Source organism: Povalibacter sp. (genome assembly GCF_036520495.1).
Lineage (GTDB): Bacteria > Pseudomonadota > Gammaproteobacteria > Steroidobacterales > Steroidobacteraceae > Steroidobacter.
This window is the reverse complement of record NZ_DATDJO010000032.1, coordinates 149,775-162,979: the sequence shown is the minus strand read 5'-3', so window position 1 is coordinate 162,979 and position 13,205 is coordinate 149,775. Positions and strand designations below refer to the sequence as shown.

9 protein-coding genes are annotated in these 13,205 nt (G+C 64.5%); 6 read left to right on the top strand and 3 right to left on the bottom strand.

Annotated features, from left to right (window positions below):
• The 3 genes from VIZ63_RS12075 to VIZ63_RS12065 all read right to left on the bottom strand — a co-directional run.
• Positions 1-890: DUF2169 domain-containing protein (locus VIZ63_RS12075; RefSeq protein ID WP_331609876.1), on the bottom strand; the 890-nt coding region annotated here is incomplete at its 3' end.
• Between the two features lie 2 nt (positions 891-892).
• A complete protein-coding gene (locus tag VIZ63_RS12070; protein WP_331609875.1) occupies positions 893-2,188 on the bottom strand; it encodes a TIGR02270 family protein in 1,296 nt (431 codons plus the stop codon).
• Between the two features lie 23 nt (positions 2,189-2,211).
• Positions 2,212-2,754: a DUF6484 domain-containing protein gene (locus VIZ63_RS12065; RefSeq protein ID WP_331609874.1), complete on the bottom strand. Its 543-nt coding sequence runs from the start codon at positions 2,752-2,754 to the stop codon at positions 2,212-2,214.
• A gap of 278 nt (positions 2,755-3,032) precedes the next feature.
• On the opposite strand from VIZ63_RS12065, the gene tagH reads away from it, so the two are divergent.
• The 6 genes from tagH to tagF all read left to right on the top strand — a co-directional run bounded on the left by tagH (position 3,033) and on the right by tagF (position 13,038).
• Positions 3,033-4,727 carry a type VI secretion system-associated FHA domain protein TagH gene (tagH, locus tag VIZ63_RS12060; RefSeq protein ID WP_331609873.1) on the top strand — a complete coding sequence of 565 codons (1,695 nt, stop codon included), beginning with the start codon at positions 3,033-3,035 and terminating at the stop codon, positions 4,725-4,727.
• Between the two features lie 38 nt (positions 4,728-4,765).
• On the top strand, positions 4,766-5,251 hold the full coding sequence (gene tssJ, locus VIZ63_RS12055; RefSeq protein ID WP_331609872.1) for a type VI secretion system lipoprotein TssJ: 486 nt from the start codon (positions 4,766-4,768) through the stop codon (positions 5,249-5,251).
• 51 nt (positions 5,252-5,302) lie between these two features.
• Entirely contained in the window at positions 5,303-6,637 is a 1,335-nt protein-coding gene (gene tssK / locus VIZ63_RS12050) for a type VI secretion system baseplate subunit TssK (protein WP_331609871.1), read from the top strand.
• A 126-nt stretch (positions 6,638-6,763) separates the two neighbouring features.
• Positions 6,764-8,098, top strand: coding sequence for a type IVB secretion system protein IcmH/DotU (gene icmH / locus VIZ63_RS12045; protein WP_331609870.1), 1,335 nt, complete (start codon positions 6,764-6,766; stop codon positions 8,096-8,098).
• Complete coding sequence (gene tssM, locus VIZ63_RS12040; protein ID WP_331609869.1) at positions 8,095-11,568, top strand: type VI secretion system membrane subunit TssM; 3,474 nt, start codon at positions 8,095-8,097, stop codon at positions 11,566-11,568. The genes icmH and tssM overlap by 4 nt, the downstream gene beginning before the upstream one ends.
• Before the next feature lie 3 nt (positions 11,569-11,571).
• Entirely contained in the window at positions 11,572-13,038 is a 1,467-nt protein-coding gene (gene tagF / locus VIZ63_RS12035; RefSeq protein ID WP_331609868.1) for a type VI secretion system-associated protein TagF, read from the top strand.
• The last annotated feature ends 167 nt before the right edge of the window (positions 13,039-13,205 follow it).

Sequence of the window (13,205 nt, the reverse complement as noted above, 5' to 3'; positions counted from 1 at the left end):
ATCAATAATGTTTCGAGATTCACTGGCGGACGCTGCGCAGCGCCCGCCACGCGCACGGACACGTCGAGCGGTGACGCCGGTACCTGGAACGAGAGGGGTCCGTCCGGCGTGCAACCGTCGATGTCGATCCGTTCGCCGCCCTCGAGATAGCGGTCGAACGCGAACTCGGGAGCGGCGCACTGCAGGAAGCGGTGATCGAAATCCGCAGGCAGATAGGGTGCGCGCGTGCGCTGCCAGTTCTGATCGTAGGTACCGGCGAACGAACGGCGCGGCAGCCAGGACGCAGAGGTCGGCGCCAGGCAGGTCGGAGTCGCCAGCTGGCCAAGTTTTTTCAAAGGAGCCGCCGGATCCTCCAGGTTGGGAACAGGCTGCTGTTTCATTTCGCCGCTGCTGCGCTCGCCGACGAAGCCGCAGCCGACGGGATTGCGCTCTTCGGCCAGCGTGCGATCGGCGGTGCGATGAAAGCCACCGAAGGCGCGTTCCCAGACCAGCGGCATGGCTTCGAAGGGTTGCGGAGCGCTGGGTGTGCCATCGAATTGCCAGGTCCGATCGCCGCTGACCAGGATCTGCTTGCGGCGATCGCCGACCGACATCGACACATGCATGCGCTGCACGCGTGTTCCGGCCGGCGCATGCGCATGGCCGACCAGCAGCACGTCGGTGCCGGGCTTGCCGATGTGCATTTCAGAGCAGCTGCGCAGGCTGGAAAGCGCCGGCTCGCCGTAGTACTCGTCCGCCATCGTCACCGGGACCTGCTCCGGCGCGAGCGACAGATTCGGTCGCAATGTGAGGGTCGCCTTGATGACGACGTACAGCGTATCGATGCCGTCCTTGTTCGGCAGCACCGCGATGCTGGCTTTGAAGGGCGTCTGATTGTCGAGCTGCAGCATGCTCAGCGTGCTCCCGCAGCCAGCGCGCTGCGGCCGCGTGCCATCATGATCCGCTGGCGCGCAGCGAACGCACGCGTCTCGACATCGTAGGCGCCCCGCGTACGGGCAGCGAGATTCAGCACCAGATCGGGACGTCGCAGCATGGGGCCTGCTTCGATGGCGTTGAGCAGTGTTTCCGCATTCACGGCGCGGCCGCGAACGTAACGCACATCGGGCTGGAACGCTCCCTGATGGGCTTCCCAGTGTCGACGCACGGCGTCCGCGTCGGGCAGCGGCCACAGCGACTCCGGCGTCGGCACCAGGTCCGCTTCGAGATCGTCCTCTTCGAACGATGGGGCGTCCTGAGGCGAGTCCGCCGCGGCCAGATGATCGCGTGCGAGATCGGCGCCGGTGATGTGGCAGTAAGCTTCGCTGGCACTGCGTGCCAGCGTCTCGTGGTTCATTCCCTGCAAACACACTTCGATGGCCTGGCGCGTTCCGACATGACCCAGCGCCCACAGCGCCTGAGCCTGAAACTGCGGCACGCGTAGCGAAGAGTAAATCAGCGAGTGCTGCTCGGCGTCGCCGAGCAGGGCGATCAATCGCAGCACCGGGGCGAGCACGGGGTTGGCGCTGCCGACGGCATCGATCGCCGCTGTCCATGCACTCGGCGCGTTGCGGGTGATGCCCGTTTCGATGGCGGCCAGACGCGCCTGCGGATGCGCGCTGCGCAATCCGGCAGTGAGCCAGTCATCGAGGTATTCATCGGCGATGTAGCGGGCGGCGCGCAGCGCGGCGACTTGCAGGTCGGGTTCGCCTGATTCAAAGGCGGCTGCCATTTCAGGCCCCGGCCTGGCGCTGCGCGCAGTCTTGATGCGACACAGTGTCGCCTTGTGCGCAGTCGACAGATTGATCAGCACACCGGCCGTCGAACCCAGGACCGATGCGGATCCCGTGACTTCCAGCCCGCGCGCCAGCGCTGCGAGCGTTGCGCCTTCCGCCCGGGAGAGTGCATCACTCAGCAGGTCGATGACGTCCGTCGAGTTGCGTGAGGCGAGCAGGGCGCTCGCAACGGTCACGCGGCGCGGATCGTCGCAGGCCAGATGAGGCCGACAGAACTCGATCAGGCCGTCGCCCGTCACCTGGACGCCGGCGAGTGCGCCGTGCAGGCGATCCTCGGTCCAGCTCCATACTTCATCGAGATTGCGGGTGAGGCTGGCGAGTTCCGTTTCCCATCGATGCCATAGGAACGTGGCCTCCTCGAAACTTTCTTCGATGAGGTCGGGCAGAGGGGAACGGGCGGGTGACGCCGGTGACATGAGGATCGAGGACTCGTGTCAGGTCAGTTGATCTGAACCTGGCCGCCCTTGATGCGGTTCGTTCCTTCGGAGTGCGTTTCGACGTAGGTGCCGCGGATGACGATCCGGCCGTTGCGTCGCAGGGTGACAGAGGCCTGACCGCACTGAAGCACGATCTCGTCCTGCCCGACCACTCGCACGCGTTTGCCGTCGACGTCGGCTTCGACAATGGTTGCCTGGCTGGACTCCTGCAATGGCGCCTGGACGAGTCCGATGACGATGGGCAGCAGCGGATCGCCGTTCTCGAACACCAGCACGGCGGGCTGCTGCCGGGATACTGCAGCGTCGACTTCGTTTGCAGTGAGCGTGATTGCCAGCCGTGCCGGTCGAGCGCCATGAGGGGATCCGGCGTAATCGATCAGCACGGTGGTGCGGTCTTGCCCTTCACCGTGGGCGGCAACGATCCGCCCGAGGGTCGTCGGCATCGCAGCGGCGGGGAGCGGAACAGGCGCCGCACCGGGAACGACGCTCCTTTCGCGGCGACGCTCCGGAAACAGTGATGCCACTTTCATCCCTCTTTTACGCATTGTTGTCCCCAGTCGAGTTCTCGTTCGATTCAATACTACGGTTGCGTGAACGGTCAAGGCACCGTTTGGCCGATCGGTGCATCGTCCACACATGCGGACCACATCGCACTCGCAGAGTCCTCGAAGTGTGACCTGGCGCGCGCCACGCAGCCCCGCAGGTCGCAAGTCTGGTCTATCATCCCGCCCTTGTCCCATCGACCGTTGCGACCAAAGCAAGCAGGGCGTTACAGTCCTCCACCTGGTCTGCAGGTGATTGTTTTCCTACGACAAACCAACCGATGCTCCTGACACTCGAAGTCATCAGTCCGAACGGCGATCTGCTGGGCAGCAGCCGTCGCAAGACCGTGGGGCCGGAAGGTGCACAGATCGGGCGCTCGAAAGAGAGCGATTGGGTCATCAACGACCAGTACATCTCGCGCATACATGCCCGGGTTCGCTGCGTGAATGGCGCTTTTTACGTTGAAGGACTGGGACGCAATCCGCTCGCGATCAACGATCCCGAGCAGACCATCCCCAACAACGAGCCGCACCTGCTGCGCAACGGCGATCGTTTCTTCCTCGATCAGTACGAGATCAGGGCGACGCTGTCGGGCGCCGCCGCGGTGACCTCGCCGACGATTCCCGATGATCCCTTTGCGCCGGTCGGCGGCGCACCGTCGCGTGCCGCCGTCCCGCAGAGCTGGGGCAACGACGGCCTGGAACTGCGCATTGCCGACGGCATGCAGGAGGAGGCGTCGAATCTCGATCCGCTGGCGGCGCTGGGCGGACCCGCGAAAACACAGGCGCCGCTGATTCCGGTCAATCTGAATCAGCGCTCAGTGCTCGAAGACAGCTTCACCGCACCGACGCCCGTCGCACAGACACCGTTCGTACAGACGCCTTCCACGCCACCGCCCGCCGTCCGTCCTGGCGGCAGCAAGATTCCCGACAGCTGGGAGATCTCTTCCGGCTTCACGCAGATGGGGCAGCAGCCACCCGCAGCGGCTGCGCCGCCGGTGCGCCGTCCAGTGCCGCCTGCACCACCCGCACAGCGCCCGGTCACTCCGTCGCCGGCGGAATCGCTGCGGACGAAAGCGCTGCGAGACGATTCCATTCCCGATACGTGGGAGAAGTCGCGTACCCGCATGGAGTCGCCACCGGCAGCGAAACCGTCCGCACCGGGCGCATTCGCGTTGGGCGATCTCGTGCAGGACGCCGAGGCCCCGCAGACGGTGCAGTCGGACTCGCAGATAGACACGGTGCCGCAGGCGCCGCGCACGATTCGTCGTCCGGCGGAAACGCCAGCCGTCATGCCCGCTGCGGCTACGGTTGCGCACGCGCCTCGTCCTCCTGTCGAAGCGCCGCGGCCGCACGCGCAATCGCCCGGACAGGGCAGTCTGGAACTCGAAGAGATCCTGCGTGCCGCCGGCGTGTCCGCGGCGCAGATGTCGCCGGAAATGGCGCGTGAGCTGGGCCAGGTCCTGCGCATCGTCGTGCAGGGGCTGATGGAAGTTCTGCAATCGCGCGCCGAGATCAAGTCGCAGCTGCGCATGTCGATGACGCGCATGCAGCCGACCGAAAACAATCCGCTCAAGTTCTCGCCGAATGTGGAAGCGGCGCTGCACACGCTGCTGGTCGAACGCAATCGCGGCTACCTGCCGACGGTCCGCGCCTTCCAGGAGGCACTGACCGACGTCCGCAATCACCAGATCGCAGTACTGCAGGGGATTCGCACGGCCTTCAATTCGATGCTCGAGCAGTTCGATCCGGAAAAGATCGAAGCCGAACTGGACAGGCCCGGCAAGCGCGGCCTGCTCAACATCGGCGGCAAGGGTGGCAAGTTCCGCGAGCAGTACGTCGAGCAATACGAGAACATGACACGCGATCCGGATGAAGCCTTCAAACGCCTGTTCGGCGAGTTCTTCGCCCAGGCCTACGAAGAGCAGATGGATCGTCTGAAGATGACCGGCCGCACGGTCGGCGACGGTCAGTAGGCCGGTTCGACAACACAGCCAAGAACGCGGAGAGCGCCATGAGATTGCGATGGGTGTCCTGGAGTCTGATCGTCATTGCCGCACTGGCCGGTGCGGGCTGCGGCTCCGCACCGGCGAAACCGGCCGTGGCCAAGGCGCAGATCGCAGCATCAGCCGATGTGAATCCGAACCAGGACGGTCGCGCGTCGCCGGTGCATGTGCGCATCTTCCAGCTCAAGGAAGACGGCGCCTTCATGGGTTCGGACTTCTGGGCACTGGTCGACAAGGAGCAGGAAACACTGGCTGCCAGTCTCGTGCAACGCCTGGAGTTCGATCTATCGCCAGGCGAGTCCAGGGAATTCGAACTGAAGGTCGATCCCGACGCCCGGGTGCTCGCGGTGATGGCCGAATACGCGGACTATCGCAACGCGCAATGGCGCGTGGTGGCACAGACCCCGAACAAGTCATTGCTCGATCTCGTGAAGAAGGACCGCGTGTCCTTCGGCATCGAGAAGAGCAAGGTGAGCATCACGGTCGGCGATTGATCCGCACGCTTCGCGACTCCTTTTCACGCCAATCCTCGACGCGCATCCGACATGTCCAACAATAAAGTCGTCTGGTCCGAAGGCCTGTTCCTCAGGCCGCAGCACTTCCAGCAACATGATCGCTATGTGGAGCGACTGGTCGAGGGGCGCACTGCAGCGCTGCGCGGCAACTCCTGGGGACTGACTGAAATCCAGATCGAGCGCGACCTGCTGGCCATCGGCAAGCTCGGGCTGAAAAGGGCGAGCGGCGTGTTTCCGGACGGCACTCCTTTCTCGATGCCGGACGATGAACCGCTGCCATCGCCCATCGAACTGACTCCCCAGATTCGTGACAAGGGCGTCTCGCTCGCGATCCCCGTTCGCAAGGCGGGAGCGCGCGAATCCGATCGGCGCGATGTCGTCGACGGCGTGATGCGCTATCACGCGCGCGATGTCGAAGTGAAGGACGTCGCGGGCGATTCGACTGCCCAGCACTCGCTGGAAGTCGCGGTTCTGCGCTCCAGGTTGTTGCTGTCCGACGAACCGCACGAGGACTACGCGACCATCCCGGTGACACACATCATCGAATGTCGCGCCGACCGCATGGTGGTGCTGGAAGAACGCTTCATTCCGACGGTACTGAATGCCAGGCACGCGTCCATCCTCGCCACGTTCATGACCGAAGCGCAGGGCTTGCTGCATCAGCGTGGCGAAGCGCTGGCAGCGCGCGCGGTGGCGAGCGGTCGCAGCGGCTCGGCGGAAATCGCCGACTTCCTGATGCTGCAGGCGATCAACCGCTATGAACCGCTGGTCACGCACTGCGCGCAGAGCGGACTCACGCATCCCGAAGATTTTTTTCGGCTCTGTCTCGAAATCATCGGCGATCTGTCCACGCTGACCACGGAGTCGCGTCGCCCGCCGAAGCTGCCGCACTACGAACACACGAACCTGCGCGCCTGCTACGAACCCGTGATGGCGGCATTCCGCGCCTGCTTCGCGGTCGTGTTGAAGCAGAACGCCGTGCAGATCCCGCTGGAGAAGAAGCGGTTCAACATCTCGGTGGGCGTGGTTGCCGACCGCAGCCTGTTCGAAGACGCAGCGTTCATTCTCGCTGCGCGCGCCGACGTCGCTGCTGAATCGATCCGCCGCGATTTTCCGGCGCAGGTCACGCTCGCGTCGGTCGAGAAGATCGCCAAGCTCGTGAACGAACACATTCCGGGCATCCCGCTGCAGCCGCTGTCAGTGGCGCCGCGCCAGATTCCGTTCCACGCCGGCTTCACCTACTTCGAACTCGATCGCGGCAGCGCGCTGTTCCGCGAGTTGAAGTCGGGTGGCGGCATCGCGTTGCACATTCCGGACTCGTTCCCGGGGCTCGGGCTGGAGATGTGGGCCATCCGCGGCAGCTAGCTAGCACAAGAATTTCACACGGAGTTCACGGAGACCACGGAGATTCTGGAGAATCAGACGCTCGCTCCGTGTGCTGCGTGAACTCCGTGTGATGTCTCGATCCAACCAGGCGAGCAGAGAGGGCCTGTGGCAAACGATTTCGATGATCCCTTCGCACCGGCCGATGGCACGGTCATGCGTCCGCGTCCGGGTGGTCCGCGCCGTCCGGCGCCGGAAGCACAGAATCAGGCGCGTCCAGCGCCGCCCAGGGGCGGGCAGGAATACGGGCCGGCGCCCACGCCTGGCAATCTGGCGGTCCAGGATTTCATTTCCGGCGGACGCAACCCGATCCTGCAGGCGGCCGGTCCGCTGCTCTCGGTCGCGTCGCGCTTGCAGTCGACCGTCGCCAATGCCGACATCACGGCGTTGCGCACGCAGGCCATGCAGGACGTGCGGCAGTTCGACGAGCGTCTGCGTACGGCGGGCGTCGCGCCGGAAGACGCACTGGTCGCGCGCTACGTCATCTGCACCTTCTTCGACTCGGCCGTGCTCAACACGCCCTGGGGCGCGCAGAGCGACTGGTCGGGTCAGTCGCTGCTGATCATGTTCCACAAGGAGAAGTCGGGCGGCGAGAAGTTCTTCCAGATTCTCGATCGTCTGTGCGCGCAGCCGGCGCGCTACATCGATCTCATCGAACTGCAGTACGTCTGTCTCGCGCTCGGCTATGAGGGCATGTATCGCATCGACGAACGCGGCGCGGTGCGTCTGGCGGATCTGCAGCACAAGCTGTCCGTGCAGATACGCGATGCGCGACAGATCAAGGACGAAGAACTCTCGGTGCACTGGCGCGGCGTCGAGGACAAGCGCAATCCGATCTTCCGTTACATCCCGTGGTGGATCATCGCCTGCATCGGGCTGGCGATTCTGGTCATCGCTTTCGTCATCTATGTCGCGCGACTCAACAGCGCGGCGGCACCGGTGATGGCGGCCCTGGCGCAGCCAAGCGTGCAGGTGGAGTACACGGCGCCGGTCAGCCGGGCGAATCGTCTCAAGCAGCTGCTGGCTCCACAGGAGGCGGCCGGGCAACTCACGGTCGAGGACTTCGGCGACAAGACGGTGGTGACACTGATCTCGAGCAACCTGTTCCGCTCCGGCAGCGCGCAGCTGAATACGCAGTATCACGAAACGATCGCCGCCATTGCGAACGGGCTCAATCAGGTGCCGGGCAAAGTCGTGATCGTCGGCCACACGGACGACCAGCCGGTACGTTCGCTGCAGTTCGCCGACAACTTCGAGCTGTCGCGCGAACGGGCGGTGGCCGTCGCCAACCTGCTCAAGCAGTCGATCAACAACTTCGGTCGCGTGGAATGGGTGGGCGTCGGCTCCACGCAGCCGCGCTACCAGCCAGTCAATACGGCAGAGAATCGCGCGCGCAATCGCCGTGTCGAGATCGTCAGTGTCGATGAAGGTGCCGCGCAATGAAGGCGATTCTCGGATTGTTCACCAGGCGCTGGTTCCTGATGACCCTGGTGATTCTGTTCCTGTCGCTGGTCATCTGGTTCGGCGGTCCGTACCTCGCGTTCGGCAGCAACCATCCGCTGGATTCGGTCACGGAGCGCCTGGTCGGCATCGGCATCCTGGTGCTGATCTGCGTGCTGTGGACCGTCATCGGCAAGTTCAAGGCGCAGCGCTCCGCGAATCAGATCGCCAAGGACATGAGCGCGGGCTCCGACAAGCAGCCGCGCGGCGCGCAGGATGCTGCGCAATTGCGCGCTCGCTTCGATGAGGCGCTCGGAGCGCTGCGCGAATCGAAGGGCAAGTCGGTCAATCTGTACGAACTGCCCTGGTACATCATCATCGGTCCGCCCGGCGCCGGCAAAACCACGGTCATTGCCAATTCGGGACTCAACTTTCCGTTGTCGAAGAAGTTCGGCAAGGAAGCACTGCGCGGCGTCGGCGGTACACGCAATTGCGACTGGTGGTTCACGGACGAAGCCATCCTGCTCGATACCGCAGGTCGCTACACCACGCAGGATTCGGACAGCGAGGCCGATCAGGCAGGCTGGATCGAGTTCCTCACGCAGCTGCGCAAGCATCGCGGCCGCCGGCCGATCAATGGCGTCATCGTCGCCATCAGCGCACCCGATCTGCTGGCGCTCAATGACGGCGAGCGACGGCGGCATGTCGAGGCCGTGCGCCGGCGCGTCGAGGAGTTGAATCGCGAGCTGAAGATCAGCCTGCCGCTGTACTTCTTCCTGACCAAGCTCGACCTGATCGCAGGCTTCACGGAGTTCTTCGACGACCTGAATCAGGAGGGCCGCGCCCAGGTCTGGGGCATGACGTTCCCGATCGAGGATTCGCGTTCCGGCGAGGCGGCATCGAAGATCCTCAGCGAGTTCGATCTGCTGACCGATCGGTTGAACTCGCGCCTCATGCTGCGCCTGGAAAGCGAGCGTGACGTGCGACGCCGCTCGCTCATCTTCACGTTCCCACGCCAGTTCGCGGCGTTGCGCCGCGCGCTCAACGACTTTACGACGGAGGCATTCGGTTCGGGCAACCAGCAGAAGGCACAACTGCGCGGCGTCTACTTCACGAGCGGCACGCAGGAAGGCACGCCCGTGGATCGCATGCTGGGCGCATTGGCGCGGCAGTTCGGGCTCAACGTGCGTGGCGCGGTGGTGCAATCCGGTCAGGGACGCGCGTATTTCATCCAGAGGTTGCTGAAGGAAATCCTGTTCAAGGAAACGGGACTCGCCGGCGTCAACAAGTCGATGGAAGTCCGGCAGGCGCTGGTCAACGGTGCGATCTACATCGGCGTCGTGCTCGCGATCGTGATCGGCATCGTCATCTTCTCGGTCAGCTACCAGCGCAATCGCGCGTACCTGGAAGAGGTCGCGAAGGCGACGGAGGAGCTGAAATCCGTGCCGGCGCCGGCGCCGATGAGTCCGTTCACGGCGAGCCTCGATCGCCTGGATGCGCTCGACCGTGTCGTCTCCGTGGCCGATCAGTATCAGAAGGATGTGCCGCTCAGCATGCGCTGGGGGCTGTACCAGGGCAGGTCGGTAGCCAATGCCGCGCACGATGCATACACCCGCGAGCTCAACTCCGGATTGCTGCCGGGCGTGGCGGATCATTTCCGCAACCGTCTGGCGAGCTTCGCGGGCGAACCCGACAAGCTCTACGAGTATCTCAAGGCCTACCTGATGCTCGGCATGCCGCAGCATCTGGATTCGACGCAACTCGGCTTCATCAGTCGCTACGAATGGCAGCGCGAATTCGCCAACGATCCGCTGACGCTGGAGCGCGTGACCAGGCACTTCAACGCATTGATCGCGGACGAGGATCGTCTGCAGCCGGTCAAGCTCGATGACGGTATCGTCGACCGCGCCCGCAATTCGCTGAAGCAGGCGTCGCTGCCGGTGCTCATGTACAGCCGCCTGAAGCTGAGCTATGCGGATGACACCGAGAATGCCATCGACATCGCACGCGAGATCGGCCTCGGTGGCGACGACGTGTTCGTGCGCAAAAGCGGCCGCGATCTGTCCGAGCCCGTGCCGGGTCTGTTCACCAAAGCAATGTTCAAGCAGATAAGCACGTCGGGTCAGCTGGAACTGGTGAAAGGCTTCGTGACGGACGGCTGGGTGTTCGGCGGCGATATCGCCGATGCTGCACGTTCGCCGCAGCTCATGTCGCAGTTCATGAGTCTCTACGAAGACGACTACATCCGCACCTGGGATGCCCTGGTGGCCGACATGACGCTGCGTCCCACGACGAGTACGCAGGATGCTGCGCAGCTCTGGGGCCTGCTCGGTGCGCCGACATCGCCGCTGAAACGACTGCTCGAAGTCGTCGCGACCAATACGACGCTGATCGAGCCGCAACAGCAGCCGGGCGCTGCCGACAAGGCGAAGTCGGCGCTCAATAGCACACTGGGGACCCTCGGCAAGGTGTTCGGCAATGCGCAGCCCACTGGTGCTGCTGCGCCTCCCGGAACACGCACGACCAAGCATTTCGAATCGCTGCACAACCTCGTTGCCGGTTCGCCGGCGCCGATCGACATGACGTTGCAGAAGTTCGCAGCCCTGCAGGGCATCCTCGCGGAGATCAACTCGCTGGGTGGCCCGCCGCCACTCGAAACCGCAACGCGTCTGTCGATGGCGGTGAGGGATCTGGAGACGCACGCTAAGACGTTGCCGGGTCCGATGGATGGCGTCGTGGCTCGCGCCACCAGCCGGGGCGCGTCGGTCGCGACGAGCAGCATCGGCAGCGATTTTTCGGCGCGCTATCGTCAACAGGTCGTTGCCGAGTGCCAGGAACTCGCGGCAGGCAAGTATCCGCTGGTCTCGACCAGTACGACGGATCTGCCGCTGGCGGACTTCGGGCGCATCTTTGCGCCGAGCGGTACTTTCGATGGGTTCTTCAAGAGCACCATGCTGCCGTTCGTCGATACCAATCGACCCGCCTGGCGCTGGAAGCCGGAAGCGACGTCGCTCGGCGGCGGCGCCATGGTGCCGGCGCAGTTCCAGCGTGCTCAGCGGATCGGGCTCACGTACTTCCCCGCAGGCACGGCCATGCCGGAGGTACGCTTCACGGTGACGCCGGATTCGCTGGATGCCGGGGCGACCCGCATGACGTTCGAAGTCGATGGTCAGACCCTCGAATATCGTCATGGTCCGCAACGCGCGGTCGCGATGGTGTGGCCGGGGCCGTCGCCGGGTCAGGCGTCGATCACGATGGAAGAAAAGGACGGTGGCCGGCAGAACCTCGTCGAGCAGGGGCCGTGGGCGCTTTACCGGATTCTCGGCAAGGCGGAGTTCCAGGCGCAAACGGAAACACGCTTCCTTGCGACCTACACGCTCAACGGCAAGACCATCCGGCTGATCGTGCAGGCGAACTCGTCGCGCAATCCGTTTGCGCGCGATGTGCTGCACGGATTCAACTGCCAGGGCTGACGCATGTCCGGATCGCGCATCGGCTGGTTCGGCAAGCTGCCCAGTCACGGTGACTTCCTGCAGCGGCGCGCGCCGCAGGCGTTCGTCAACGCCTGGGACCCCTGGCTGCAGGAATGCATCGCGCAGAGCCGTGAGCAACTGGGCCACGGCTGGCTCGATGTGTATCTGACGAGCCCGGTGTGGCGGTTCTTTCTGTCGGGTGGCGTGGTCAGCGCCTCGAGTTACGCGGGCATCCTGCTGCCGAGCGTCGATCGCGTCGGTCGCTATTTTCCGCTGACGATCTTCGCTGAGCTGCCCGCCGATCTGCCGCCGATGGCCGTCGCGATCCACGGTCGCGAATGGCTCAAGACCATCGAGGGGCTGGCGCTGCACGCGCTGCAGTCCGAGGACTTCGATGTCGAGCAGTTCGACGAGGCCGTGCAGGCCAGCAGCGAATCGCTGTCGAACGTCGAGCAGTACTACGGCGTCAACCTGGGCGATGGGTTTCCCAATGCATCGACCCACTGGCGCGTCCCGATGATCGCGGTCGATCGTGTCGCGGCGGCGCTGATCGATCCGCTGATGGAGCTGGCGGGGCGGCATCTGCAGCCGCTCACACTGTGGTGGACGGAAGGGTCGGAGGATGTAGGCGCGAGCTGCCTGGTGGTGAAGGCGCTGCCGGAACCGCAGCGTTTCTCGTCGATGCTGGACGGCAACTGGGCGGCGGGTGGCTGGGCGGGCGACGATGGTGATCTGGTCCTGCAGCCCAAAGCACAGTTCAACTACGCGATCGCGTCCGGCGGCGTGACCGACACCGGGCCGGTTCGCAAGATGAATCAGGATCGCTTCCTCGCGCGCGCCGAAGATGGTTTGTGGGCCGTTGCGGATGGCATGGGCGGACACAGTCGCGGCGAGTACGCGAGTCAGCTCGCGGTTGATTCGCTGGCCTCCATCGAACCTGCGGCCACTGTCAGCGCGGCGCTGCAGTCCGCGCGTACTGCGCTCGGTCGAGCCAATGATGATCTCGTCCGTTCCGCGCTCAGCACCTCGGCCTCGGATCGCAGCGGCAGCACCGTGGTCGTGCTGTGTATTCGTCAACAGGAATGGGGCGTACTGTGGGCGGGCGACAGCCGCGTCTACCTGCTGCGCGATGGCGCTTTGCGGGGCCTGACGCGCGATCACGCCGTCGGCGTCAATGTCCACGATTTCGACGAATTGAATCCTGGTCTGAGCGGGGGCGAGCTGACGCGAGCGCTCGGCGGGCACGAGACACTGCTGCTCGATCACCGCACGGGTCACATCCATCCCGGCGATCGCTTCCTGTTGTGCAGCGATGGCCTGCATGGCGTCGTCGACCATCAACGGCTCACTCAGGTCCTGTCGTCGAACAGCGATCCGGACGCTGTCGTGAAGGCGCTGCTCGACGCCGCGATCGCTGCCGGCTCGCGCGACAACATCACGGCAGTCGTCATCGACGTCATCGCCGCGTAGATCATCGCGCGGGGCGACCAAGCCGTGCTTCGTGAGGTTTCTTCAGGGTCCGCCCTTTTGTACGGTTGATCCGCCCGACAGGCGGGTATGAAGTCGGGCAGGCTCGGCGAAGGGGTCTGTTCCAGCAGATCAGCGCAAGAGTGGCGCCGGTGACAGATCGTGGGGAG